Source organism: Gilliamella sp. LMG 34359 (genome assembly GCF_984569085.1).
The window spans coordinates 3,021,195-3,047,887 of sequence record NZ_OZ474906.1; the positions used below are offsets into that span (position 1 = coordinate 3,021,195).

The 26,693-nt window shown below is 33.5% G+C and carries 20 protein-coding genes and 2 pseudogenes; 12 read left to right on the forward strand and 10 right to left on the reverse strand.

Annotated elements, in window-relative coordinates:
- Positions 1–2 precede the first annotated feature (2 nt).
- The 6 genes and pseudogenes from AC5LXV_RS13830 to AC5LXV_RS13855 all read left to right on the forward strand — a co-directional run.
- Positions 3–242, forward strand: coding sequence for an acyl carrier protein (locus tag AC5LXV_RS13830; protein WP_493445163.1), 240 nt, complete (start codon positions 3–5; stop codon positions 240–242).
- A 9-nt stretch (positions 243–251) separates the two neighbouring features.
- On the forward strand, positions 252–1,508 hold the full coding sequence (locus AC5LXV_RS13835) for a beta-ketoacyl-[acyl-carrier-protein] synthase family protein (RefSeq protein WP_493466800.1): 1,257 nt from the start codon (positions 252–254) through the stop codon (positions 1,506–1,508).
- The gene (locus AC5LXV_RS13840) at positions 1,508–2,308 is read left to right on the forward strand and encodes a MaoC/PaaZ C-terminal domain-containing protein (protein WP_493466801.1); all 801 of its coding nucleotides are present in this window, start codon (positions 1,508–1,510) and stop codon (positions 2,306–2,308) included. The genes AC5LXV_RS13835 and AC5LXV_RS13840 overlap by 1 nt, the downstream gene beginning before the upstream one ends.
- A 20-nt stretch (positions 2,309–2,328) precedes the next feature.
- Positions 2,329–3,066, forward strand: a complete 738-nt coding sequence (locus tag AC5LXV_RS13845) for an SDR family NAD(P)-dependent oxidoreductase (protein WP_493466802.1) — start codon at positions 2,329–2,331, stop codon at positions 3,064–3,066.
- 839 nt (positions 3,067–3,905) lie between these two features.
- The gene (locus AC5LXV_RS13850) at positions 3,906–4,724 is read left to right on the forward strand and encodes an AraC family transcriptional regulator (protein ID WP_493466803.1); all 819 of its coding nucleotides are present in this window, start codon (positions 3,906–3,908) and stop codon (positions 4,722–4,724) included.
- Positions 4,725–5,338: 614 nt separating this feature from the next.
- A pseudogene (locus AC5LXV_RS13855) lies at positions 5,339–5,538 on the forward strand (integrase core domain-containing protein); the annotation flags it as partial.
- A 191-nt stretch (positions 5,539–5,729) separates the two neighbouring features.
- On the opposite strand, the gene AC5LXV_RS13860 reads toward AC5LXV_RS13855, so the two are convergent.
- From AC5LXV_RS13860 to AC5LXV_RS13880, 5 genes are all read right to left on the reverse strand, one after another.
- Positions 5,730–5,942 carry a hypothetical protein gene (locus AC5LXV_RS13860; RefSeq protein WP_493466804.1) on the reverse strand — a complete coding sequence of 71 codons (213 nt, stop codon included), beginning with the start codon at positions 5,940–5,942 and terminating at the stop codon, positions 5,730–5,732.
- 18 nt (positions 5,943–5,960) lie between these two features.
- Positions 5,961–6,662, reverse strand: a complete 702-nt coding sequence (locus AC5LXV_RS13865) for a DeoR family transcriptional regulator (RefSeq protein WP_493445168.1) — start codon at positions 6,660–6,662, stop codon at positions 5,961–5,963.
- A 16-nt stretch (positions 6,663–6,678) separates the two neighbouring features.
- Positions 6,679–7,434 (reverse strand): YaaW family protein, encoded by a 756-nt coding sequence (locus AC5LXV_RS13870; RefSeq protein ID WP_493466805.1) that lies wholly within the window; start codon positions 7,432–7,434, stop codon positions 6,679–6,681.
- 396 nt (positions 7,435–7,830) lie between these two features.
- Entirely contained in the window at positions 7,831–9,045 is a 1,215-nt protein-coding gene (locus AC5LXV_RS13875; RefSeq protein ID WP_493466806.1) for an MFS transporter, read from the reverse strand.
- 185 nt (positions 9,046–9,230) lie between these two features.
- Entirely contained in the window at positions 9,231–11,204 is a 1,974-nt protein-coding gene (locus tag AC5LXV_RS13880) for a TonB-dependent receptor (RefSeq protein WP_493466807.1), read from the reverse strand.
- Positions 11,205–11,473: 269 nt separating this feature from the next.
- Between AC5LXV_RS13880 and AC5LXV_RS13885 the strand changes: the two genes are divergently transcribed.
- Both AC5LXV_RS13885 and AC5LXV_RS13890 read left to right on the forward strand, forming a co-directional pair.
- Complete coding sequence (locus AC5LXV_RS13885; RefSeq protein WP_493466441.1) at positions 11,474–11,980, forward strand: helix-turn-helix domain-containing protein; 507 nt, start codon at positions 11,474–11,476, stop codon at positions 11,978–11,980.
- Positions 11,878–12,822 (forward strand): IS3 family transposase, encoded by a 945-nt coding sequence (locus AC5LXV_RS13890; RefSeq protein ID WP_493467996.1) that lies wholly within the window; start codon positions 11,878–11,880, stop codon positions 12,820–12,822. Before AC5LXV_RS13885 ends, AC5LXV_RS13890 begins: the two co-directional genes overlap by 103 nt.
- A gap of 79 nt (positions 12,823–12,901) precedes the next feature.
- On the opposite strand, the gene AC5LXV_RS13895 is transcribed toward AC5LXV_RS13890, so the two are convergent.
- Together AC5LXV_RS13895 and aspT are read right to left on the reverse strand one after the other, a co-directional pair.
- The gene (locus AC5LXV_RS13895; protein ID WP_493466808.1) at positions 12,902–14,503 is read right to left on the reverse strand and encodes a bifunctional aspartate transaminase/aspartate 4-decarboxylase; all 1,602 of its coding nucleotides are present in this window, start codon (positions 14,501–14,503) and stop codon (positions 12,902–12,904) included.
- Positions 14,504–14,532: 29 nt separating this feature from the next.
- Positions 14,533–16,233 carry an aspartate-alanine antiporter gene (gene aspT / locus AC5LXV_RS13900; protein ID WP_279084878.1) on the reverse strand — a complete coding sequence of 567 codons (1,701 nt, stop codon included), beginning with the start codon at positions 16,231–16,233 and terminating at the stop codon, positions 14,533–14,535.
- 551 nt (positions 16,234–16,784) lie between these two features.
- Here aspT and AC5LXV_RS13905 point away from each other — a divergent pair.
- A pseudogene (locus tag AC5LXV_RS13905) lies at positions 16,785–17,033 on the forward strand (beta-ketoacyl-ACP synthase); the annotation flags it as partial.
- Positions 17,034–19,183: 2,150 nt separating this feature from the next.
- Here the strand turns inward: AC5LXV_RS13905 and purD are convergent.
- Positions 19,184–20,476 (reverse strand): phosphoribosylamine--glycine ligase, encoded by a 1,293-nt coding sequence (gene purD / locus AC5LXV_RS13910; RefSeq protein ID WP_493461246.1) that lies wholly within the window; start codon positions 20,474–20,476, stop codon positions 19,184–19,186.
- Between the two features lie 26 nt (positions 20,477–20,502).
- Positions 20,503–22,095 (reverse strand): bifunctional phosphoribosylaminoimidazolecarboxamide formyltransferase/IMP cyclohydrolase, encoded by a 1,593-nt coding sequence (gene purH / locus AC5LXV_RS13915; RefSeq protein WP_493466809.1) that lies wholly within the window; start codon positions 22,093–22,095, stop codon positions 20,503–20,505.
- A 251-nt stretch (positions 22,096–22,346) separates the two neighbouring features.
- On the opposite strand from purH, the gene idnO reads away from it, so the two are divergent.
- From idnO to AC5LXV_RS13930, 3 genes are all read left to right on the forward strand, one after another.
- Positions 22,347–23,111 carry a gluconate 5-dehydrogenase gene (gene idnO / locus AC5LXV_RS13920; protein ID WP_086359370.1) on the forward strand — a complete coding sequence of 255 codons (765 nt, stop codon included), beginning with the start codon at positions 22,347–22,349 and terminating at the stop codon, positions 23,109–23,111.
- A 126-nt stretch (positions 23,112–23,237) separates the two neighbouring features.
- Positions 23,238–24,488: an MFS transporter gene (locus AC5LXV_RS13925; RefSeq protein WP_110432875.1), complete on the forward strand. Its 1,251-nt coding sequence runs from the start codon at positions 23,238–23,240 to the stop codon at positions 24,486–24,488.
- Between the two features lie 135 nt (positions 24,489–24,623).
- Positions 24,624–25,616 (forward strand): LacI family DNA-binding transcriptional regulator, encoded by a 993-nt coding sequence (locus AC5LXV_RS13930; RefSeq protein WP_493466810.1) that lies wholly within the window; start codon positions 24,624–24,626, stop codon positions 25,614–25,616.
- Between the two features lie 75 nt (positions 25,617–25,691).
- Here the strand turns inward: AC5LXV_RS13930 and araC are convergent, their stop codons facing one another.
- Positions 25,692–26,615 (reverse strand): arabinose operon transcriptional regulator AraC, encoded by a 924-nt coding sequence (araC, locus tag AC5LXV_RS13935; protein WP_493466811.1) that lies wholly within the window; start codon positions 26,613–26,615, stop codon positions 25,692–25,694.
- Positions 26,616–26,693: the final 78 nt, after the last annotated feature.

Consider the following 26,693-nt stretch of genomic DNA (forward strand, 5'->3'; position numbering starts at 1 on the left):
TTATGGATTTATTTGATTTTATTGTGGAACAAGTCACGGAATTAACAGACATTGATGCGGAATCAATTACCAGAGATACACCATTATCGGAGTTAGATTTAGTTAGCCTTGATTATGTTTCAATTGAAGTGGCTTTAAAAAAGAAATATGGGTTAGCTGTAAATATGGCAGAATTGGCACAAAAACAAATTAGTTCAGTTGGTGATTTTGTTGACTATTTATCTCAATCTTTAAAAGCTTAAGGAACAAAAATGGGAGACAAAACTACTAGACAACGAGTTGTCGTTACAGGCTATGGCGCGATAACCTCATTAGGCAAAAATGTGGCCGAAATTTGGAAAGCAATAATGGATTATAAAGTTGGCTACTGCAAGTATAAGTATCCTGATAAATCTATTACTGCAAAGTTTTTCGGCAAGATTCCATTCGAATTAAACTTATCGCCATTTTCCAAACGAATTTTGAAAAATACGCCTCGTTTTGGTCGTTTAGGGTTAATTGCTGCTGATGAAGCTTTAAAAATGGCTTTTGGAGACGATATAAGTGAGATGGATAAGCACTACCCTCCTTTTTCGCGAGGCGTTATCTTTGGGACAGGCTGGGGAGGTGCCGATGCCTTAGCTGAAAATAGCCTCTCTTATAATTCAGAAGGTTTTGCCTCCCCATTGACCAATATTTTATCTATGCACAATGTTGGCTCAGCAATAATGTCCATGAATTGGAATTTGAGAGGTTATCAAAATACACCGGTTTCTGCATGTGCCACCGGAGGAATTGCAATTGGCGATGCAGTTGAAATAATTAGAAGTGGCCGAGCAGAAATGATGATAGCTGGTGGTGGTGAGAGCTTAAATAGTGATGTTAATATATGGAGTATTGATATTCTCAATGCGTTAAGCAAAGAACAAGAAAATATAGAAACTGCCTGTTGTCCATTTGATAAAAATCGTAGTGGTTTTGTTTTATCAGAAGGTGCAGCGGTTCTTTGCTTGGAAAAATATGAAACTGCAATAAAAAGAGGTGCAACCATCTATGCTGAGGTCACTGGATATGGTAATTGTTCTGATGCTTACGATGTAACAACTCCCGCTCCTGATTGTCAAGGTAGATATCATGCGGTTAAAAATGCTTTAAAGCAGGCTGATATTGAGTTAGTTGATTATGTAAATGCCCATGGAACTTCAACACAATTAAATGATCTTAATGAAACTGAGATGTTGAAGAAGATATTTGGTGATCCAGTATATTCATTGCCTATCTCGAGCACCAAATCCTATACTGGTCACCTTATTGCTGCTGCAGGTGCTTTAGAGTCAATTTTAAGTATAAAATCGATCGAAACCAATATCATTCCAGCAACCATTCATTTGAACAATCCTGATCCAAATTGTGATTTAGATTATGTACCCAATAAGCATCGACAGGTTGCCAATATTCAATCTGTTTTAAACGTGAATTATGGATTCGGTGGATCAAATAGTGCATTGATTTTTGAAAGGCTTCAATAATGATATTGAATTTTAACAAAAAATCCCTTGAGGAATGGGCTAACTTTTCTGGTGATTTCAATCCTATTCATTTTGATGAAAACAAAGCCAGACAAATTGGGCTAAATAATTTGGCAGTACATGGTATGTTGGCCATGCTGCCTTTAAAACAGTACACAACCGACTCATTTATAAAAGGACAATCAGATGGATTTGTTTGGCGCTCCTCATTACGTTATCCTTTAGATATTGATAAAGACTATCAACTTTCATTAAAGAACTCAGAGAATAAAATATCATTTACTTTACACGATATGGAGTTAGCAAAAAAATATTTTATTGGTTCAATGCATAAAAGTACTTTTAATGAAGAAATCCGACAGTTTAATTTTTCTGATACACAAATATTTAGTATTGATCCAGATTTGATAAAAGAAAAACAACAACAATTTAAAGCAACTTTCGCAAATATTTCTCTATTATGGATATTTTTCGACGCACTTCTTTTTTCTCTTTTCATCTCCAAACATGCAACTGAATTATGTGTCCAAAAATTTAAAGAATTCATGGGCAATCAAAAACAATTTATTGGTGATAATGTTTTATTTCTACATACAAATCATCAGGTTTACGTCAGTCCTCAAATAAGCCAACTAAATATAGAAAAAGTACTCGACAGCATAAATTATGGCGTAATGATAAATGATACGACAAATTATAAAGATTCGCTTTTAATTAATATTGTTATTCCTGTTTGGGTGAAAGAGGAAGTATCGATAATGATAACCATGAATATTATGGGTATAAAAACTTACAATTAAATGCAAAAGAGAAATTAAATATGGAAAATAAATGGGTTTTTGTTTCAGGTGGTTCACGAGGTATTGGAGCTGAAATAGTGTCAGAGCTAGCTAAAAATGGCTTTGATATTGTCTTCACTTATAAAAATAGTAAAAAGCAAGCACTTGAAATATGTGAATCTTTGACTTCACAAGGTAAACAATGTAAAGCTTATCAATGTGATGTCTCAATTGCAAACGAGGTTAACCACGTAGTGAGTGAATGTGTTTCATTATTCGGTGCACCGTACGCCATAATTAATAATGCCGGCATAGTAAAAGACAACTTATTTATACACATTGAAGAAGAGACATGGTTAGAGGTAATGAATAATAACGTTTTGTCTAGCTATTTAGTCAATCAAGCTTTTTTACCTCATATGATTAGTCGAGGAGATGGTTGTATTCTCTTTATTAGTTCAGTGACTAGCTTTAAAGGTAATATAGGTCAAGTCAATTATGCTGCTACAAAAGCTGCAATGATTGGAATGACTCATTCGTTAGCTGTTGAATTAGGTCGTTTTAATATTCGTGTCAATTCAATTGCTCCAGGTCTTATTGAAACCGACATGAGTAAAAATTTATCGAGTAGTGCGTATAAAAATATGTTGAAAAAAATTCCATTAGGTCGAATAGGTTCAACCAAGGATGTGGCTATGTCGGTGAACTTTTTACTCGGTTCTGGTGGTGATTATATTACCGGTCAAACTTTAGTGATTGATGGTGGAATGTCTGCTTAATAAAATTCATCTTCATTATTATCGCCACAAAAAGCAACCGGAAGTTGGTTCAAAGTTACTCTTCGCTGGTTTGCAATTGAATTGAATGAAGAGCAAATTAATAATAAGTATTCATTACATTGATATTTATGTATGTCCACGTGGATACCAATGATGTGAGCAGGAAATTGCTTACTGATATTTCCTAGCAATAGATTAGATATCAGGAGATATGCTTGCTTACCCATTGGTCGGATTCAACAGCTGTTAAAATAAATTATGCAAAATAACCTAATTTTAGTGATGAATACTTAATGAGTAATAAAATGTCGCTATTATATCTATCAGATTAAAAAAACTGGTCTGGTTATTACATTGGCAACAGAGGTTTATTATGAATTTTAGGTTTAACAATTGCTAACATGATACTTTCCATTATTAAACTCAAGCTAAACAAATTAATTAACTGAACAACATAAGTAATCACATCTTTTACCGTATCTAATGGTATTGCAATTTCTTTATCTGATGACTAGCTAAGAAATAAGATTTCTTTGTGTAATTTGGTTGTTTGTAAACCTTGTAGTTATGTCGTGTGTTTAGTCGTCTTGAAATGTTAATTATTTTATCTGTTTTTTAAAGCAGAGAGACAGAACCTATGTCCCTTTTTCTAAAAGCTTATTATTAACTAATTCTCCAAATTGATCAAAATTCGTTTCTTGGTTCTTGATTAACTTTAAACCAGGTATGTGTTATGCTTTAGTTGGTTCGAGTTAATCAAGTTATTTGTTTCTATTTATCCAGTTTATAGCTTTAATTTTAATCAAAAGGAAGTTTTTATTTAACAAGGATAAAATATTATGTTAGAAAATGATTTGTTCGTTAAAGTGCACCGACAAGATTTATCAACATTGTTTTTTCTATACAATATTATGACAGATTGGCATCGTCATCCCTCTCTCCAACTGACCATATCATTACACAATATGTGTTTGGAATTAGAAACACCAGGTGATAAAAAATATTTATTTGGATTTATTATTCGCCCCAACGTTCCCCATAAATTAAGTGCACCTGATATATGTTGTATTAATTTGTTTATTGATGCAGAAGATCCTTATTATCACTTATTATCGCATTTTACTGTAACCAACTCCGTCTATTTTTTAACCAATAAAGAAGCATTAAAAATTGCCAATTATTTAATGAAATCTATCACAATTAAGCAACCATACGATCTTTATTATGTCTATAAGCTACTATGTGAATCAGACCCTAATTGTTCTTTTGAACATGATAATCGTATTAATAAAGCTGTCTCCATTATTTCATCTTTACCCATAAAGCAAATTTCATCCAAAGAAATCGCCGATAGATTACACCTTTCTGAAAGTCGTTTTCTTCATCTTTTTCGTTCGGAGTTGGGCATTAATTTTCGAAGTTATCTGTTGTGGAAAAGATTACGAGATGTAATTGATATCTTTGATTCATCCACAACATTGACAAAATTAGCCAGTGATAAAGGATTTTCTGATTTGGCCCATTTTAGTAGAACCTGTGTATCGGGTTTAGGGCTAAGACCATCACAATTGAAACGAGCTTTAATCATTGGTAATAAAGACACTATATGCGGAAAACCCTATTGTTTATACAATATATTTCAGTCACTATATACCTAAAATACTCGGTATTATCGTTTAATGACTGCAAACCAATTATCAATATTGATTTTGATTGAATTTTAGTTGTTTAATCTTTAGAAGTTGAACTTTAAACGTTCTTTAAAATGGTTATCTATATTGTTATGCCGTCGCGATAAAGATAAAAATATACAATAATATGAAAATATTAATTCTGGCTGTTTTTTGTAACAAGCCCTCTAAAATAGTACATAAAAAGTATAAAATACTCGATAATATTTTTAAGGAGAATTTCAATATAAAAAATTATCAGTGCATTAAATTGTCTCTATATTAAAAGAAGTTGAAGCAGGTATCCCTGTTAAAAAATTTTTGTCGTCAATATGGTATTTTATAAATGACAGGATAAACATGGCGATTAGGGATAGTTTCGAAAACCATCGTCGATTTAGAACTTTTAATGTTATTGATGATGTGAATCATCAGACTTTAAGTATTGATATAGCTGTGAGTTTATCGGCTGGTAGAGTTCTCAATATTTAAACAGACTGGCTCAATATCACAGTTATTCATTTAAAATACGCATTGAAAATAGCGCAGAATTTACCTCAATCAGATTTACCAGTTAAGCAAAATCAGATGGAGTAACCCTAGATTACATTAAACCTGTTAGTCCTTATCAAAACGACTATATAGAACGATTCAACCAGATATATCGAACTGAGGTGTTAGATTTGTATTTAAAAATTTGAAACAAGGAAGAAAAATAACGGAAGTGAGGTTAGAGATGTATAACGCAGAAAGACCGCATGAAGCATTAAACAATATGCTACCAATTGAATATAGAACATGAAAAAAACAGCTTAATTTCTACTTGGTTTGGATACTAACAAGGGATATTTACATGTTTAATATGACAAATAATACGAATTATTGTTACATAATTCGTATTATTTAATTTATATTATTAAGTTAGATATTTTAAGTAAAAAATTGAATACCATTTTCAATCATATACTAGGTTTTAACTCTATTTTTATCATATTAATATTTATAAATTTTTTTAATTGTATTAATGACTGCCCCACCTACAACAACCGAAACAGCAAAACCAGTCGCGCTACGAATTGCAATATTTTGGCTTTGAGTTAGATTATTAATATGACACTTTTTTTCTAGGATCTTTTGGGATTCATATATAGATGCAATGGTCAAGGCCGCGCCTAGGCTAATACTCATGATTCTAAAAATGAACATTGTTATCTCCTTTCTAAATTAATTTTTTTCTTCTTGAAATACTCGCATTACATAACCGAAATGTGGAAGCGATTGTATAAAACTTTCCTCTTCGATCTTTTGTAATTTATATACATCAACATCAAACAATACGCCAATAACTAAAACTTCTTTGATTACATCGTAGTTTATTACATGAAATTTTTTCTCATATATTCCAACTAAATACCAATGACTTTTAAATTTAATTAATTTATATGGTGCAAAATGATCAAAAACTTCATTGTTTGTTTTTATGGTAATTAAGGTTTTATTAATGGTTGCTTGAATTATTGTAAGAAAAGGTCCATACACATTTGGTTGTTCCTTTAGTGAATCAACATACACAATACATGGCGAATGATTTTTATTAGAAAGCAAAGCACTAATAAACTTATAGTCAAAAACTTGTTTAGGAAATAATTTATCAATATCAATAACTTTACTAAATTCTAAAATACCGCGATATCGATTATTTCTTAACAAACTCATTGAGTTTTCGGACAATTTATACTGTCCTTTTTTGACCATTTCAATTTCTATTCTTAACAGATTGGCTAAACGCTCATTAAAATCTCTACTTATCGTTTTTTTCGAGACATTAAATTCATTAGCCAACTCATTAATTGAAAGTGTTTCCCCTAAAAACAAACGTTCAAGTATCATACAGATTCTGATACTAAATCGATCATACTCAGACATATTATGCTTCCTACATTTATTTCTGGTGTTGATTAATTGTTTCTTTATTTAGATGTTTTTGACGCATATAAGCAATAATCGCACATGCCGGCACCGTGACTCTAAACGCAGGAGAGGCAAAATCACTTGCTAACCAAGTTGCCGTTATACCCCAACCTATTGGTCCTGCCAAAAAGCTCATAAATGTAGACATTGAAGTATAAACAATAAAAGGAGCTTTCATCCCAATTTGATTTAAAACCATCGCAAGGGTGCGACTAGCAAATATATATGCGGCAAATCCTGAAAGGTTAATCGCAGATTGAATCGACATTAATATTAGTTCTGGAGTTGGGTTCATCAAATCCATCTCCATTTCCTTTGAGAGTTGATTTAATTGCTCTGAAGTCATTTCATTTAATGATTGCTCTAACATTTTTAAAAGTAGATTCATTTCAATATTTTCAATTGGTGCATTTTTATTGAAATTTACTTTTTTCTTTTCACAAACATCAATTAAAATTTCCCGATAAGGAACACCTTTACCACCACGAAGTAACTTAGTGACTAGTGTATTAGCTCCATAAGTTTGTAACTCAGCAGCAATGCACTCCCAGTATTTATTGTGATTTGGATAGTGTTTTTTATACATTTCACATGAGGTCAATTCTTCACTATATCTTGATTGGTTATCTTTAGGATCTATAGTTAGAATAGAAACCAGTAAATCTAAATCATCGTTGTTACAATATTTTAAAAATGCAAGATCTGCATCAGAACGGTAAACAGCCATTTTTATCTCCTTATTTTAATAAATATTTCAGAGATAATTTAACTGGTCAGTTAGACAGGTTATGTCCGATCTTATAAATAAATAAAAAAAATTTTATTTTAGCGAAAACAATATCAATAAAATCATATCTAATTGATTAATTGTTAATTAATAAAAATTAAGACGCTATTTATAATGATCTCAGGTAAAAATTTTTGCAATAATGAAAACATAAAAAGACATGGTTTAGATATAATTTAAATCAGTACATTTAAAAACTATTTTTAGTTGCGGTAGAAGTACTAGCATCATTACAAATGATTAAAACAAAAAAATAATGTTATTTTAAAAATAACATTATTTTTACCAACTGATATCTAACTATTATTTTGTCAACTCATGAAATTCGACGTCATCCTATTTTTCCATTGTTCGGCTTGCATAGAATGCATTTAAAAATGCGAGTACTATTGAGCCGATTACGACAGGGAAGTAACCAAATTGTTGTGCCAGATAATAACTTAGTGATATTACGATAAAGCCACATATAAAACTTGGTGCCGATTGAGCGTTACAAGCTGTAGAACGTGCCTGTGAGCTATCTGAATTATCCATTATGATGGCGGTAATGGCGATAGACATTAAAGGTAAACTAAGAAAATAAAGAAAACAGGCTAAATAGACATTGAAAATATTGACATAACCTAACGAGATCGGAATGAATGCAAGTAAACAAAAAGCATGAAAGAGTAATGAATAGGTTAAACTTTGTTTCCTTGTTAATCGCTTGAGGATTTTGGCTACTAATATAACCGCCACTAAGCTAACAATAGATCCAAATACTTTTAATAAAATAGCAATATCTGATAATCCCCAACCATCATCGACAAGTATTGGTGATAATAGATTATAAGCCGGTAGGAAACTAAACGGCATAAGTATCAAAATAATTAACCAATTAATTCTACCTTTCCAGATAGTAATTAGATTTTTCCAATATTGAGGATCATTGCTTTCGGCAGTAGGCTGATTTTGGCAGTAACGGTACTCTGCAAAAAAACAAAGTTGAATTAATGTAAATCCAATTAAAATAGCAATTAATAATAAACAACCCATCCAACCAATATAGGCATAGAGTAGTAAAATTACTCCACCACCTAAAATATTACCTATCATAGAACCACTAGTCTTGATACTGGAAATAAGATAACGCTGCTCGGCTAAAAAAATATTACAAGCTAACCCTGATATGGCTAATTCTTGAGTTGCAGTCATTGTGGAAAAAATAAAGATGATGGGTAAAATAATATAAAACTGTTGGATTGGATCTAAACAAGCTATAGATATTAAGCATACTAACATTAGTGTTAAAGAGATAAATAACCAATTGCGATAATGAGATATTCGCCGTTTTAAATATTTATCAATAACCGGTGCCCATAAAATTTTTAACCCGATTGGTAACATCATTAAAGGAATAAGACTTAATTGGTTTAACTCCATGCCATCTTTTCTTAAAATTAAAGCTAAAGCGATAGTCAAAAAGCCAATACCAACATATTCTGTAATATAAAGACTTACAAATAATAACCATACATTTTTAGGTAATTTCATCGTTGCTTTGTCAATCATTTACTAATTTTTCCTTTTACAGCATCTACTTTATAGTCATAACGTCTTAATTAATATCATTTTTAGTAGTGCAAATATATTTTAATAATCTATTACCACTCATAATTCGGTTAATTTAAAACAATCAGTTATGTAAAACTAAAACAAATTTAAATCCTTTATACATATAATATTTAACTGATTTATCAATAGTTTATTTGTGCAGAAATACCGACTTGTCGTGGTTGCTGATAAGTACGGTAACGTGAAGATGAGGACATCAGGCTAATTTTGTCATGAGAATTGAAAACATTATCAGCATAAAGCATGATTCGACCTTGTTTGAAGTTATAAGCTATGTAAGCATTTGCTTGGTAATAACTATCGATTTTAGATGCTCTATTATTTGATGCATCAGTAAAGTAACTATCCACAAACGATACATTTAATCCGGTTTCCAACCCATATGGTAGGTTATAGTACCCACCTAAATTAAATGTATAACCAGGAGCACGCGTTAGCTTATTGCCGTTATAACTTTTACTGTCGCTATATTTTTCTATTTTGGTTTTAAGTAAGCCCAAACCGGAGTTTAAATTTAAATTTTGTGTTGCTTGCCACTCAACATTAAATTCAGCACCATAAGTTATCGCTTTATCGGCATTAGCAATAGTTATTCCTAGTGGATGAGAATACTCAATTTGCATATCTTTATAGTCGTTATAGAAAATATTAGTATTGATTTTTAAGCGTTTATCGTCTGAAAGCCAGCGGTGATAAAGTTCATAGTTCCAAAGATATTCAGTACCATAATTGTATGTTGAAAAAGGATAGGTAAATGTAATTCCAGCCCCTCCAGGATTATAACCACGAGCAATTTTAGCACCAATACGCTGATCATCACTGATTAGATAAGCAACATCAAATTTCGGTAAGAAAACATTTGTTTTGTTATCATAATCTAAAGTAAATAAGCTACCACCTTTACGGGTATGTTTTTCTTGCTCATAACGAGCTGATAGATTAACTTCGATAACATCAATTGGTTTAAAGGTAAACTCCCCTAAAACCGCTTTAGTCTTGATAACATCATGATAACGGTTGCGAACGCCTAATAAAATACTGTCATCTTGTGGTGACTGAAAATAAAATAGACCAAATAAACCTTGGTATGTACCATCGTTGTATTTTAAAATCGGCTGAACTTGCCATTTATGCCCCTCAACACGAGATGGTGCGCCAGAAGGCAGAGAAAAACGGTCATGAATATAATTTGAATAAATAACTTTATTTTCAAATTCCCATGTATCATTAAATTGATAACCCACATCCCAAATTGTGCTCGAAGTACGAATTTTGAATACAGAGCGATAGGTATCATAATCTGTTGTTGGTTTAAACTCCCCTTGAGGATTTCGTGAATCTACATGTTTAAAGGTTAAACGGCTATAAAGATCCGGCACAGCTGAAGGTAACCAAAGTAATTTAGCCTTAGTTGTAGTGGATTTAAACTTTCTTGAGTCACCGGCAGGATGATAATTGGCTAAATGTTCATAGGATTTACGACCTTGATCATCCACCGTAAAACGTAAGAGTAATTGTTCATCAACTAATGGACCAGATAGCATTGTGGCTAATTGACGTCTATTTTGATTACCGTAATCCGTTTTTGCTGCTGCTTCAAATTTATTGATGGGATCATTACTTTGCATAACAATAGCTCCAGCAATAGAATTACGTCCTTGAGCATAACTTTGCGGCCCACGATAAACTTCGACTTGCTTAATATCCCATAGCGATTTAGTTTCAAAGGCCAATTCATTATAGTTAGAATTATCACCATCAACTTGCACATTAACTCTAGGACGAGCACCTGCTAAAAAAGATATTGCGCCATGAGCTGATGACCCCTCAACGCCTCGAATTGAGGGTAATTGATTACCTAATCCAGTTTCTAGAATATTGGAAGTTTGTTTAAGTACAGTTGTTAAAGAGTAAAGATCGGGACGTCTTTCGATATCTTTATTAGTTATAACACTTAAACTTGAACTGGTTTGTAACTCGCTGCGATGTACCCCTTCACCAGTAACAGTGATGGTGTCCAATTTATCTTTTTCAATATCTTCCTTGATATCTTTAATATTACTTTCAGCTAGCACAATAGAACTATAACAGCTCATAAGGCATAAACTAAATAGACTAAATTTTACAGTTAAATTTTTCATCCGAACACGCTTTAATTGATAATGATTTTCATTTGCGATCATATAGATTAAAAAATAAGCTGTCAATTTACTGTTTAAAAAAATCAATATTATTAAATTAACTTGTTTTTATTCAAAATGAATAACTAAAATTTTTTATCAAGAAGAATGATTTATAAAATAAAAAACCCTAGTTAATGAAGTGACCCCCAATAGTTGGACAACCAATTACTGAGGGTCTTTTTATGTCAAAATATAGTCGAGATTTAAAAATTATCATAGCTAATGAATTCTTATCAGGAGAATCATCGAAAATTCTTTCAAAAAAATATGCGATATCTTCTCGTCAGATTCGATATTGGTCCCAAGTGGTTGCGATTCATGGTGATAACGCCTTTCAACCAACACCTCATTTACGTCATGCCGAAGCAAGATTACAAGCATTAAAATTAATGTGGACAAATAATTGGTCTCTCGGGCACACTAGTGCTATGCTTAATTTAAGTTCCCCCGGTCTTCTATTTGTTTGGCTTGATAGATATCATAAAAAAGGTTTCCGAGGGCTTGAATATCGTTCCAGAGGAAGACCCTGTATGAAGCGAACCCGTATTGAACCAACTCACAGTGATGACGAAAAAACAATTGAAGAATTAAAAGAGGAAATTGCTTATCTACGAGCAGAAAATGCTGTTCTAAAAAAGTTCGAAGAGCTGAAGCAAGCAAAACGTCAACAAACAAAGAAAAAACGTTAGTTGTTTTAGCTCTTAAATATCAGTATTCCTTAAAACATTTGCTATCAGCAACAAAACTGGCAAAAAGTGTTTTTTATTATCATGTTAATAGGTTGAAAATGCCGTCTGCTTATGAAAATGAGTTAAAACGTATAGAATCGATTTACCATGAACATAAAGGGCGTTATGGATATCGGCGAATTCATTTAGCGTTGATAAATGAAGGAATTAAGCTCAATCATAAAACAGTACAACGATTAATGGTTCAGCTTAATCTCAAATCGACAGTAAGACCTAAAAAATATCGTTCTTATCGTGGAGAGACTGGTAAAACAGCCGCTAATTATCTTAAAAGAGATTTTGAATCATCGAGACCGAATGAAAAATGGGTAACGGATGTCACAGAATTTAAGGTAAATGAACAGAAAATTTACCTATCGCCCATTATCGATTTATATAATCAAGAAGTAATCGCTTATAAAGTGGCTAAAAATGCACGTTTGACCTTGGTGACAGATATGCTTAAAAAAGGGATATCACGATTAAAACAGTGTGAAAAACCGTTACTACATAGTGACCAAGGCTGGCAATATAGAAATCGCCATTATCAGAAGCTACTGGCTAATAATGGCATCAAACAAAGTATGTCCAGAAAGGGAAATTGTTTAGATAATGCGGTAGCTGAAAACTTTTTTGGTCTATTAAAATCAGAAATGTACCATGGACAATGCTTTAAAGATGCAGATGAATTGATTGAAAAAATAGAAGAATATATAGAATACTACAACACCAAACGGATTAAAGCCAAATTAAAAGGCCTGACTCCGGTTGAATTTCGAAATCAGGCCTTACAAGCCGCTTAATCAAAGTGTCCAACTTTATGGGGTCACTTCATAAACTAGGGTTTGATATGTAGATAGATGAATAAATTTAAGTGATTAACTATTTTTTCTTCGCTTTTCCTTGATACTCAGCATAATACTCTTGAGCAAGTTTACGCATTGATAAGCCAATCGCTGCATATTGATATTCATTTAAATTGGCTAATGAAGCTCGAGCCGAAGGATGTTGTACAGCAAATCCTTTACCAGGTAATAAAACCACCCCTGCTTCATCAGCAATTCTAAATAACATCTCAGATGGATTTTTATTTTTTAAGATCCATTTAGCAAATTTGTCATCATAAAGCTCACGACAAATATGTTCTAGGTCAATTAAGGTATAGTAATCGACACTGTTTTCATCAGTATGATGCGCAAGCCCTAAATGTTGATATAACGAAGCCGCTCGACGACGGATCAATGATTTTAATGCTGCTTTATAACTTTGATCGGTATCCATCATCTCACACAAGGCAAATAACACCATTTGTACTTGTTGTGGAGTTGAAAGCCCAGCAGTATGATTTAACGCCACTGCACGACTGTCGGCCACTAAACGGTCAATAAATTTTAGATTTTCAGGATCTGTCACAATAGAACTATAGCGTTTATCTAAAATCTGTCTCGTTTTGCTTGGTAATGCCTTAATTTTTTTATCGAATATATTATCACGAGCTGTGGCAATCACCCCTAAACGCCAACCGGTTGCCCCAAAGTATTTAGAAAATGAATAAACTAAAATGGTATTTTTTGGACAAATAGCGAACAAGGATTGGAAATTATCAGCAAATGTGCCATAAACATCATCAGTTAAAATAATTAAATCAGGACGTTTTTTCACAATATCAGCAATAATCTGTAAGCTTTTATCATCAATTTTTACTGATGGTGGGTTAGATGGGTTAACTAAATAGAAAGCTTTAATAGCAGGATCTTCTAATTTGCGCAATTCCGCTTCTGGATATTGCCAATTGGCATCAGGATCGGAATTAACTAGTACTTCCACCAATTGATAATCATTAAGTTCTGGGATTTCTAAATAGGGTGTAAAAATAGGTGCGCCAATGGCAATTTTGTCACCTTTTTGGATTAAGTTATTTTCTTTCATAGAATTGAAAATATAGGCCATTGCCGCTGTACCGCCTTCAACGGCAAAAAGATCCAGATCATCACGTCTTAGATATTGTGCTCCCATTTGAGTGAGGACATATGCTTTAACTACCTCTTCACTAAAACGTAGCATTCTGTCTGGTACAGGGTAATTACAACCTAAAATACCTTCAACCATCTCTTGTAAGAATGCGTTTTCATCTAAACCTAGCTGATCGCGAATATAAGAAAATGCTTTACCTAAAAAAGACACCCCAGGTGTTTGATAATTTTGACGAACAAAATGTTCAAAACGCCCAGTTAAACCAACTTTAATTGGCATGCCTCCGACACCTTCATTCATATATGAAAAAGACATTTCAGATTCTTGTAGCGCAAACACACCTAGTTGAAAAAACGCTTGTCGTGGCCAAGTTGCCAAAAAGTTAGGATTACCACGCCCCGCATTTAACATCACACGATCAGTATGGCTTTGTGCTAGTTTAATTAAATTATCTTTCAATTCAAAAGGACTTAAATTCGCGTATTTCGCATATTCATTATTACTTTTCATAACCATGTATCCTTAATTTGAGATGTCAATTAAACAAAAGCAACAACTAATGGTCCTAACAAGGTTAGGAAAACATTAGCTAAAGCATAGGTAATTGCAAAAGAGTTGGTAGGCGTTGAGTTACCGGCTTTATTTAGTACTTCACCAAAAGCTGGATTTGCACTACGAGAACCGGCTAAAGCGCCAGCAAATACCGCCGAATTTTTATAACCCAAGACATACTTACCAAAATAAATGCCTAGTAACATCGGCAATAAAGTCACCACAACACCGATTAAGAATAATGAAAGACCTTGATCTTTAATAGTATTAATGGCTTGTAAACCTGAGCTTAGCCCAACAACTGCCACAAAGCCAGCTAAACCAAAATCTTTAAGTAATTGCACTGCTCCAGTTGGAATATTTCCTACTGTTTGATGTAAAGAGCGGTACCAACCAAACAATAAGCCTGATAATAAAGCACCACCTCCGGCACCTAAAGTGATTGGAATATCACTGACTCGAATCACAATAAGACCAATAATAAGTCCAACTACCAGACCTAACCCATGGAATATCCAGTCAGTTTTTTCACTTTTGGTAATCGGCGCACCAATTCTATCAACCACACGCCTTAAATCACCATCGGTACCATAAATGGTAATAACATCACCTAACTTAAATACCATATCATTATTTAATGGCAATGGTTGTCCATCACGATGAACAGCAATTAAATAAATACCATGTTTTAACTTCATCACTTCGTCAGATGAAAGCACTTGTGTTAAATTTTGACCAACATACCGAGTATTACGCATTTCAACATCTTGGGTATTCATCACTACATCCATACCCTGTGCTGAATTCACTTCTTCACCTAATAAATCAGTGGCAGCAATCATGGCATCCCGATGACCAACAACCAAAATAATATCTTTGGCTTTTAATAAGGTTTCAGGTGCAGCTTCAATAATACGATTGCCACGTTTGATTCGCTCAATACTAATACCATTAATCACCTTTTCTAAACTTTCAACGGTTTGATTAACCTTATTAGTAATACGATATAAGCGACCAGTTACATCAGATAAAGCAAAGTTTTGACCACTACCTAATAAAAGCGAGCCATGTAATTGTTCTGCTTCGGCCTTAATTGCATCGTCGTTAATTTCTCGCCCCATAATTTTTGGCAAAATGTTAACACAGACAATAATCGCACCCAGTGAACCAAAGATATATGTCACCGCATAACCAATAGTCACATTACCTTGTAATCGACTTAACTCTTCTGGACTTAAACCTAGCTGAGTTAATGCATCTGATGCCGTACCCATAATGGCTGATTGGGTTAATCCACCTGCGGCTAAACCAGCAGCAAGACCTTTATCTAAATGGAATAATTTGGCTAACACCACTACTGTTACAAAACCGGCAACAGCAATAAATAATGCTAAAAAGATTTCACGCAGGGTTTTAACCCCTAATGAACGGAAAAACTGTGGTCCGCTTTCGAAACCAACAGCATAAATAAATAGAGCGAAAAGTACCGCTTTAACACCAGCATCCACAGTCACACCAAATACACTTAATGCCACTGCTACCAATAATGAACCAGCAACACCACCTAACTGAAATTTGCCGATTCGAATACCACCAATCAAATACCCTAAGCTTAAAGAGAGAAATAAAAGTATTTCTGGTGAATGCTTAAGTCCATCTAAAATCCAATTTGAAAGCCATTGAAACATAATTATTGTCCTCAAGTGCTAAGATTTATGAAATAGAAAAGATAGATAAGAAAAGATTGGAACTGGAACTATATTCATAACAAGGTATGAATACATCTATATATTAAACTTCAATGCAAAGAATAGATAGTAAATTTTAACAATTAATATTATTGCTAATAAATAGCATTATTTTGTCAAAATAGCGAATTGAAAAAATAATATTAATAATGAATTAAGTATAAAAAAGCCCAAACGGATTTTGGGCTTAGTGTTGCTTTATTTGCAAATAAAATTATTTTTAGATTAAATTCTTATTTAGCTCTGAAAATACTTTCTCTAATTTTAACGTCAAGATTATTTACCCAACGATTGTAATTACGGTGAACTTTTCCACTGCTGCCTTGTAAGTTTGGACTAACAGAGACATAATTAATTGAATAACTTGTCGCAGAATAAGGAATATCAACTATAACTTCGAATTTACGGTTGAATAATTATCACGAATAGTTTTGTTATTTAATAGTACACTTTAGTTAAACTATTAATTAGTAGCCAAATATTGGGCTTCCATATCATCATTGAAAAGTTATTTTGGCCATACCCTTGGCGCATGTGGGGCAATTGAAGCATGGTTGACGTTAGAAATGATGCACACAGGCTGGTTTAACCCAACTATCAACTTAAATCATATCGATCCTCAGTGCGGTGATCTTGATTATATTGTCGGCGCTGGGCGAAATTTAGATATTGAATATTTTCAAACCAATAACTTTGCTTTTGGTGGAATCAACACCTCAATTGTTATTAAAAGATTATAGTTTGATATTTTTGAATAAGCTTAGTGTTAAAATTTATCTAGATTTTTATACCATTATTCAGGAATGTTAAGATTGTTGATGGAATTTTTATTGCTCCATTTACATAATAAATAGTTCAAATGATTTTACAAATGATGGTACTTTAACAACTTGCATAGTTGCTAAAGTACACATTCATTTTGTTTAAAATCTCGTTTACCATCCTCATTTTTTTAATTTATTTTTTAAACAATAATGTAGTATTACTCAGAGTTTAGTTTACTATAACGATTTTTAACCATGATAGATATCTTTTATGAGTTTATAGCATAGTGGTGATATCTATCCTTAGTTTATAAACAAACTTTCATCTTTTTTATAAAGAAATTTAATAAAATAGCGACTGATTAACAAAGATAAAAGTAAATTAATTGCCAATAAAAATATTAGATTATTTAAAGACTGAGATTGAATTTTACTTATGAGACTTAATGAAGGTGAAATATCATTCATAAAAATCACATAATAAATAGTCGTACTTACAAGACCACTAAGAAAAGTAGTTACCATTCCTGACAATATCAATTTTGCGAAGCTAACTTTAGAATTCACTTGTTTAAAACTATTTTTGATAACTACAGTGAAAAGTATATAGAGAATTACTGACAATAAAAGTCCTATCAATACTGGTGCCAACACTAAAGATATACTTGGTTGCAAAAAATGATAAATTATTGCTAACGATATATAGGACAAGAAAATACTATAAAGTTGGATATGAATTTTTTTTAATTGGTCTGAATTAAAATTAATTGCTGATCGATAAATAATATTATTTCTACCGATAAAATAAAACATTATGATTAGCACAAATAAATCTATTATAAGAATTAGCCGATATGTGAAAATGAGATAGAAATATGAAAATGAATCATCGTGGATTAAGTCAAAATTAATTAGAAAATAATTATAAAACAGTATGAATATTTCAACGCCGAATTCAAAAAGTGGTGTTTGCAAAAAATAGGTAATAAGAAAAAAAATCACAGAGAGCAAACTGATTACTTTCCAATTTTTAGATACATTATATAGACAATACTTTTGGCAGAAAAATACACTAATAATAAAAACTAAAAAATAATAATTCATAGAACCCAAAGTTAAACTATGAATTAGTTGAGCTATGTAAATATTGCCTTCGCTAAGGTAGCTATCCGATTTGATAACAAGATTAAATATGGAATTGAATAATGAACATCCAAAATTGATAAAAATAAAAAGGCAAGGTAGTTTAAAATAAGATTGATTTTGAGTATCCATTATATCCCTATAAATGTTCATTATTAAATAATATAAAAAATGGTAACTATCTTGAAAGATGAATATAAAGATTATATTTTGGTTTAAAAATCCTATCGTTTTTATAATCAATATAACCTAAAAATAGTAACCAAAATAAAAACAAAAAATAGATCTTTATAAAAAATTATTGTTCCATCAAAGTTAAGAAATCTCAATTTATAAATTTTCTTTTCTTTTTTCTTTTTTTACCTTTTATTTTGTTAATTAGTAAACATATAAAAGCTATTGCAGGATTGAAAAAAAAGAAAATAAAAAACAATAAAATGATTAATGGTTTATATTCTGGAAAAGATTCTATAATTTTTTCTTGATATAATGAGCATAAGAATAAAATACTAAATAGAAAAAAATAAATTATTCTTGTTACCCATAATAATCTTTTTAACGATTTTATTCTTCTATAATGAGTTGGTGTACAATCTGAATAAGGTATCGTGATACCCAACAGAAAAAGCTCAATTAAAAATAATAAAATATAAAAAAAGGTTACCATTTTTTATTTCTTCAGAGAGTCGATTTATCTAATAACACTGCTTCATTGAAATTGGTAATAATATTTTAATTAAAGCTAGATACCTTAAATGACTTTTTCCCCTTTATCGCAGGATCGGCAAGTACAACAACTAATTACTCAATAAGCATTATTCATAAATATAGCCTAGATTATATACAAAATTAGATAACTGTAAAACTAAAACCAAGATTTATATTGCGAATTTTAGAAAAATCAATCAACCTTAAGTCATTATAATGAATAGATATGGCGTCATTTGACGCCATTATCAAATGTTTAGTATCAGAACTAAACGTTATAAATCATTTTTTTCACGTTCAATGGCTCGATAACCAATATCATGCCGATAGTAACAACCATGCCAATGAATATTTTTGATTTGTTCATATGCACGTTTTTGGGCATCTGATACGCTGTTACCTAGTGCGGTGACACATAGAACTCGTCCACCATTGGTACAAACTTGACCATTTTCCAAGCAAGTACCGGCGTGGAAGATTTTACAATCGTTATCTATAACGGTTGGTAGACCTAAAATAACATCTTTAGTGTTGTAATCGCCCGGATAACCACCAGCAGCGAGCACGACACCTAAAGCTGGTCTTGGATCCCATTTTGATTTTATGGTATCTAATTTACCTTTTGTGGCAGCTAAACAGAGTTCTATCAAGTCCGATTGCATTCGCATCATGATCGGTTGGGTTTCTGGATCGCCAAATCGACAATTAAATTCAATGACTTTGGGATTACCTTGTTTATCTATCATTAAACCGGCATAAAGGAAACCAACATAAACATTACCTTCTTGTGCCATGCCATTGACCGTAGGATAGATGATTTGTTGCATAACTTTATTGAAGACCTCATCGGTTACTACCGGTGCTGGAGAATAAGCGCCCATTCCTCCGGTATTAAGACCGGTATCGCCATCACCTACTCGCTTATGATCTTGACTAGTTGCCATTGGTTCGACATGTTTACCATCGACCATCACGATAAAGCTAGCTTCTTCGCCATCGAGAAACTCTTCTATTACTACTCTATGACCGGCATCACCAAAGGCATTACCCGCTAACATATCGCGCACCGCCTCTTCTGCTTCTTGAAGTGTCATGGCAACAATCACGCCTTTCCCTGCAGCTAAACCATCAGCTTTTATTACAATTGGCGCCCCTTTTTGCTGAATATAGGCAATAGCTGGCTCAATTTCGGTAAAGTTTTGATATTCAGCAGTTGGAATATGGTGACGAGCTAAAAAATCTTTAGTGAAAGCCTTCGAACCTTCAAGTTGTGCTGCGGCTTTTGAGGGGCCAAAAATAGTTAATCCTGCCTTTTGGAAACTATCCACAATACCAATCACTAATGGAGCTTCTGGTCCTACAATAGTTAAGTCTATTTCTTGCGCTTGAGCAAAATTGAGTAGACCAGCAATGTCGGTTGCTTTAATGTTGATGTTTTCTAAATTAGGTTCCAGCGCAGTACCAGCATTGCCTGGCGCAACAAACACTTTAGAAACTAATGGCGATTGTGCTGCTTTCCATGCCAAAGCATGTTCACGTCCACCATTGCCGATAACTAATACTTTCATACAAGGTCCTTTCAATACTTTTAAAATTAATGCCTAAAATGCCGCATATTGGTGAAGATCATGGCAATATTATGCTCATTTGCAGCTTGTATCACTTCATCATCGCGAATTGAACCACCGGGCTGAATAACACAAGTAACTCCCACAGCAGCCGCTGCATCAACACCGTCTCTAAACGGAAAGAAGGCATCAGATGCCACAACTGAACCAGCGACTTCTAGATTTTCATCTTGCGCTTTTATTCCGGCAATTTTTGCCGAATACACCCTGCTCATTTGCCCGGCGCCAATTCCAATAGTCATGTTATCTTTAGCATAAACAATGGCATTAGATTTTACAAATTTAGCTACTTTCCAACAAAATAGTGCATCAGATAACTCTTTTTCGGTCGGTTGTCGTTTGGTAACCACTGTTAGTTGTTCTTGGGTTACCATACCTAAATCTCGGTCTTGTACAAGAAGTCCACCATTAACTCGTTTAAAGTCTAAACTGGCAACCGCGCTTCCTGACCATTGACCACACTCCAATACTCGGACATTTTTTTTAGTTTGGGTGATCGCCAATGCGTCTTGATCAACGGATGGCGCAATAATCACTTCAACGAATTGCTTATCAACGATAGTTTGGGCAGTCTTAGCATCCAAAGGACGATTAAAAGCAATGATGCCACCAAAAGCAGAAGTTGGATCGGTTTTAAAAGCATTAAGGTAGGCATTTAAGATGTTATCACTTACCGCAACACCACAAGGATTGGCGTGTTTAACAATCACGCAAGCCGGCTCTGCAAATGATTTTACGCATTCTAATGCGGCATCGGTATCAGCAATATTGTTATAAGATAATTCTTTACCTTGTACCTGTTTAGCGGTAGCAATAGAGCCTTGCTCTAAATGTTCTTCAACATAGAAAGCCGCTTGTTGATGAGAGTTTTCACCATAGCGCATATCTTGTTTTTTAATAAATTGTAAATTTAAAGTGCGAGAAAACTCACCTGCTGGTTTATCTCTATCACCATAATATGGTGGCACAAGTTTACCAAAGTAGTTGGCGATCATACCATCATATTGAGCAGTATGTTCAAATGCCTTTATTGCTAAACTAAATCGATATTTGAACGAAAGGCAATTTTGCTGTTGATCTAGCATATCAATGATGGTGCTATAATCCCGGCAATCAACGACGATAGCGACATCTTTATTATTTTTTGCCGCTGACCGTACCATGGTTGGTCCACCAATATCAATATTTTCTATCGCATCTTCTAGACTGCATTTGGGGTCAGCAACCGTTTTCGCAAAAGGATATAAGTTCACAACTACCATATCAATTGGTGCGATCTGATGTTGTTTCATCACCTCATCATCAATTCCTCGACGCCCCAATATGCCACCATGTATTTTAGGATGTAAAGTTTTGACTCGACCATCCATCATCTCAGGAAATCCCGTGTAATCCGCTACTTCGGTAACAGGAATATGGTTGTCAATTAGAAGTTTGGCGGTTCCGCCAGTGGAAAGAAGTTCTATATTACGAACGGATAAAGCTTTGGCAAATTCAATGATTCCGGTTTTATCAGAAACACTAAGTAAAGCACGACGGATAGGACGAAACTGCTGCATGAAAAAAGCTCCGAAATTGATTTTCTAAATCCAAGTCTGTGGCTGGCTATTATATATAAAACACGCAGCGATGTTTAGTATTAACTTTTTAAAATTAAATCGAAAAATTTTTTACCTCAATAATTTGATATTGATCACAGAATTAACATTTTCCGGTTAATCATGGTGTTTTAGGCTTTCTTTTTTAGATTTTTTGCTCTAATGTTATGCGTAACTGTTACGCATAACATTTTATAAAAAGGGAGAAAGTCATGCAGTCTTTATTTGAATTGAAAGGAAAACGCGCACTCATCACCGGTTCTGCTCAAGGAATTGGTAATCTTTTAGCAAATGGTTTAGGTCAATATGGCGCTAGCATTATCATCAATGATATTACTCAAGAAAGAGCCGATAATGCTGCCAAGTTATTACAGCAACAAGGTATTGATGCCGTTGGTGTAGGTTTTGATGTCACTAATTTAGCATCCGTAACGCAAGCAATTAATTATATTGAGAAAGAAATCGGTGCTATCGATATTTTAATTAATAATGCCGGGATTCAACGTCGTCATCCTTTTACAGAATTTCCTGAAGCAGATTGGGATGCAGTCATTAACGTTAATCAAAAAGCGGTGTTTTTAGTTTCACAACAAGTGGCTAAACATATGATTAACCGCCGTGAAGGGAAAATCATCCATATCTGTTCAATGCAAAGTGAATTAGGTCGAGACACTATCACGCCTTACGCCGCCTCGAAAGGAGCGGTAAAAATGTTAGTAAAAGGAATGTGTGTTGAACTTGCCCGCTACAACATTCAAGTCAATGGTATTGGTCCTGGTTATTTCGATACTGAGATGTGTAAAGCACTGGTCGAAAATAAAGAGTTCACCAGCTGGTTATGTCAAAGAACACCAGCAGCTCGTTGGGGTAAACCTGAAGAACTGATTGGTTCAGCGGTATTTTTATCCTCTAAAGCATCTAATTTTGTCAACGGACATATTCTTTATGTCGATGGCGGAATGCTAGCTGCGGTTTAATCACCCATCACAAATTACACAGATGTTTATGATTCAAAGCTAATGAGCGTTATTTGAGATGATTAGAACCATAAACATTTGTCGTAATTTATCTAGGATTTTATTTAGTTTATAAAGGGAATGAATATGAATATCACACAAAAATTAGCACCATCGAGATGGTGGCGATTAATGCCAATAATTTTTATCACTTACAGTCTAGCTTACTTAGATCGTGCAAATTATGGTTTTGCCGCTGCCGCCGGTATCAATGATGATTTAGGCATTACTAAAGGTACGTCATCATTAATTGGTGCACTGTTTTTTCTTGGCTACTTTTTCTTCCAAGTTCCAGGTTCTATTTACGCGGTTAGAAAAAGTGTTCGAAAACTGATTTTTGTTTGCCTTATTTTATGGGGAATGTGTGCAGCACTAACAGGAATGGTCAGTAATATACCTTCACTTATGGCGATACGCTTTGTTTTAGGTATTGTTGAAGCTGCTGTGATGCCGTCAATGTTAATTTATATTAGTACTTGGTTCACAAAAGCTGAACGCTCAAAAGCCAATACGTTTTTAATATTAGGAAATCCAGTAACAGTATTGTGGATGTCTATTGTTTCAGCTCATTTAATTGACCTTTATGGCTGGCGTGAAATGTTTGTTATTGAAGGTTTACCAGCCGTTTTATGGGCCGTAATTTGGTGGATTTTGGTCAGAGATAAACCATCAGAAGTGAAATGGTTAACCGACGCAGAAAAAGCTGAATTCCAAGCAGTAATGGATAAAGAGCAGCAAAATATTAAACCAATGCGTAATTATGGTGAAGCATTTCGTTCAGGTAATGTAATTAAACTTTGTGCAGTACATGCTTTATGGAGCATTGGAGTATATGGTTTTATGATGTGGATGCCATCTATCATTAAAGCATCTGGTAATGTTGATATCGTTTCAGTTGGTTGGTTAGCGGCTATCCCTTACTTTGTTGCGATTGCAATGATGTTAATTGTCTCTTTTTATTCTGATAAACTTCAAAACAGAAAATTATTTGTTTGGCCATTATTGTTAATTGCGACTATTGCTTTCTTTACCGCTTATTTACTTGGTGCCGAACATTTCTGGATCTGCTTCATCTTATTATCTATCGCAGCAGGATGTATGTATGCACCATATGGACCGTTTTTTGCCTTAATTCCTGAACTATTACCTAGTAATGTTTCGGGTGTTTCAATTGGGTTAATTAATAGTTTTGGCGCGCTTGGTGCATTCATTGGCGCATGGTTAGTTGGTGTTATCAATGCTGCAACCGGTAGTGCCGGAGCATCTTATATTTTTATGGGCGCAGCTTTAGTATTATCCGTCGTGCTTATGGCTAACGTTAAAGCACCTAAAAAATAATCTCCATTTTCAATAAAAAGGTAATAGTGGCTATTACCTTTTTGATTTAATTCAAGATAACTAATGTTATTTATTTTGCTATTTTACTGATAAAATAGCCGCTTTCTTTTGAATAATTCCTTTAAATAACGATTTATGAAAGATAAACGCATTAGTTTACAAGATATTGCCGATTTAACTGGTGTGACTAAAATGACAATTAGTCGCTATTTAAAAAATCCTAAGCAGATATCAGAAAAAAATAGAGAAAAAATCGCCAAGGTACTAAAAGAAATTAATTATATACCTAATCTTGCCCCACAAATCATGTTAGGTTCTCGTAGCCGTTGTATCGGTATCGCCATTCCATCATTTAAAAATCAGATATTTTTAGAAGTTCTAGCTGGCATTGAATCTGTCGCGTCAACCCATCACTATCAAACCATTATTACTAATTACAATTATGATAAGCAAATTGAGGAAGAGAAAATTATCAATTTACTATCTTATAATATTGATGCATTAGTTTTGATGGAAAAACAACATACAACAACTACGCTTGAATATTTAAAGACAGCTAAGATTCCTGTTATTGAGTTAATGGATATTACCAATACGTTTTTTGATATTCAAGTTGGATTTGATAACCAAAAAGCTGCATATGACATGACAATGCAGATGATTGCCTCTGGTAAAAAAAATATTATCTATTTTAACTCAATTGCTAGCGTGCGAGATAGTCAGCGTTATCACGGTTATGAGCAAGCAATGCAGCAATCAGGATTGGTTCCCCATCAAATTTTACCAAATTTGATTTCATCTATCGATTTAGGCAAACATCTCTTTCATAAAGCAATACAAGAATATCCGAATATGGACGGTGTATTTTGCACTAACGATGATATGGCTATTGGTGTTTTACTTGAATGCCAAAATTATAGCATCCCTGTTCCGGAACAAATCGCTATTTCAGGATTCCATGGATTAGAAGTTGGTCGAGCCAATAAACAAAATATTGCTACTGTTATTACGCCACGATTCGAAATAGGTAAAGTCGCCATTGAATTACTGTTAAAAAGGCTTGACGGAGAGATAATTCCTAATAGCATCTGTCTGCCTTATCAAATTGAAAAAGGGCAAACTATTTAAAATAAAATCAAACTAGTAACAGGTTGAATTTAGATTGCATCATTAGTAAAACCTGAGCTAAATGGTTAGCTCAATTCATTCAACAATAGAATCACTTTGTCTATCATAAAAATAAAGCGAATTGACACTTTGAATTTTCCTTTCATTCTGTTCTCGGGTACTATTGCGATATTTTTGCGGACTCAAACCAATTCTCTTTTTGAAGATCCGCGAAAAATAGAGTTGATCATCAAAGCCAATTGAACGACTGATTTCGGCAATACTCATGGTCGTGGTTTGCAATAACAGTTTCGCCCGATTTACTCGTTGTTCTTGTCGCCATTCGCCAATCGACATACCAATTTGATCTTTAAACATATGGGCGATCCTTGATGTCGACAAACACACTCTTTGTGACACAATATCTAGGGTAAAATTATTTTCATCAAGGGTATCAATTAAATAGTTACAAACTTGCAATACGCGAGTATCGATTTTAGGGGGATTAGTAGCAGAGGTCTCTTGTGCACAGCGTATTAAGAATTGCTCTAACATACTCATGGCTAAATTTTCCGAATAAATTATATTTGATTGCCCTACCTCGACAATTTTTATAAATAATTGTTCTAGCTCGTCTTTTACTTGAGTATTAGGGCGATAAAACCCGGTTTCTTTTAAGCGATTTTCCCAACTTAATAAATATTTCCATGTTGATTTAGGTCTAAAATAAACCCAAAAGTGAAACCAATTATTTTCGTCTTCTTTGCGGCCATATAAATGGGGCTCTTTGGGAGGAAAAAGCACAAAATCACCTGGATAACAATTGAATGATTCATTATCACGATAAATAGTCCCCTGCCCTGCATAAGTTAAGTTGATAATGTAACCATTTAACCCTTTAGGGCGATCGATGAAAAAATCAAATTTGCCTTCTTTTTCGATCGGAGTTAAACCAGATACAAGATGGACATTAAATGAATAACCCGGTAGTAACGGGTCATTTTGTTGTTCATTACTCATTTAGCATCCTCAATTCTTGGCAATTTTTTTTATTTTTACATAAAAAATTTTTTTGAATAGTGATAATTGTGAGATCTC

What these genes read in the sequence shown, in the direction of transcription:
- AC5LXV_RS13840 (WP_493466801.1), top strand. Translation starts at nt 1,508, where the DNA reads ATGATATTGAATTTTAACAAAAAATCCCTTGAGGAATGGGCTAACTTT.
- AC5LXV_RS13860 (WP_493466804.1), bottom strand. Translation starts at nt 5,942, where the DNA reads ATGTTCATTTTTAGAATCATGAGTATTAGCCTAGGCGCGGCCTTGACC.
- purH (WP_493466809.1), bottom strand. Translation starts at nt 22,095, where the DNA reads ATGCAGCAGTTTCGTCCTATCCGTCGTGCTTTACTTAGTGTTTCTGAT.
- AC5LXV_RS13870 (WP_493466805.1), bottom strand. Translation starts at nt 7,434, where the DNA reads ATGGCTGTTTACCGTTCTGATGCAGATCTTGCATTTTTAAAATATTGT.
- AC5LXV_RS13845 (WP_493466802.1), top strand. Translation starts at nt 2,329, where the DNA reads ATGGAAAATAAATGGGTTTTTGTTTCAGGTGGTTCACGAGGTATTGGA.
- araC (WP_493466811.1), bottom strand. Translation starts at nt 26,615, where the DNA reads ATGAGTAATGAACAACAAAATGACCCGTTACTACCGGGTTATTCATTT.
- AC5LXV_RS13850 (WP_493466803.1), top strand. Translation starts at nt 3,906, where the DNA reads ATGTTAGAAAATGATTTGTTCGTTAAAGTGCACCGACAAGATTTATCA.
- AC5LXV_RS13875 (WP_493466806.1), bottom strand. Translation starts at nt 9,045, where the DNA reads ATGATTGACAAAGCAACGATGAAATTACCTAAAAATGTATGGTTATTA.
- AC5LXV_RS13830 (WP_493445163.1), top strand. Translation starts at nt 3, where the DNA reads ATGGATTTATTTGATTTTATTGTGGAACAAGTCACGGAATTAACAGAC.
- AC5LXV_RS13925 (WP_110432875.1), top strand. Translation starts at nt 23,238, where the DNA reads ATGAATATCACACAAAAATTAGCACCATCGAGATGGTGGCGATTAATG.
- AC5LXV_RS13880 (WP_493466807.1), bottom strand. Translation starts at nt 11,204, where the DNA reads ATGAGCTGTTATAGTTCTATTGTGCTAGCTGAAAGTAATATTAAAGAT.
- purD (WP_493461246.1), bottom strand. Translation starts at nt 20,476, where the DNA reads ATGAAAGTATTAGTTATCGGCAATGGTGGACGTGAACATGCTTTGGCA.
- AC5LXV_RS13930 (WP_493466810.1), top strand. Translation starts at nt 24,624, where the DNA reads ATGAAAGATAAACGCATTAGTTTACAAGATATTGCCGATTTAACTGGT.
- AC5LXV_RS13835 (WP_493466800.1), top strand. Translation starts at nt 252, where the DNA reads ATGGGAGACAAAACTACTAGACAACGAGTTGTCGTTACAGGCTATGGC.
- idnO (WP_086359370.1), top strand. Translation starts at nt 22,347, where the DNA reads ATGCAGTCTTTATTTGAATTGAAAGGAAAACGCGCACTCATCACCGGT.
- AC5LXV_RS13865 (WP_493445168.1), bottom strand. Translation starts at nt 6,662, where the DNA reads ATGTCTGAGTATGATCGATTTAGTATCAGAATCTGTATGATACTTGAA.
- aspT (WP_279084878.1), bottom strand. Translation starts at nt 16,233, where the DNA reads ATGTTTCAATGGCTTTCAAATTGGATTTTAGATGGACTTAAGCATTCA.
- AC5LXV_RS13885 (WP_493466441.1), top strand. Translation starts at nt 11,474, where the DNA reads ATGTCAAAATATAGTCGAGATTTAAAAATTATCATAGCTAATGAATTC.
- AC5LXV_RS13895 (WP_493466808.1), bottom strand. Translation starts at nt 14,503, where the DNA reads ATGAAAAGTAATAATGAATATGCGAAATACGCGAATTTAAGTCCTTTT.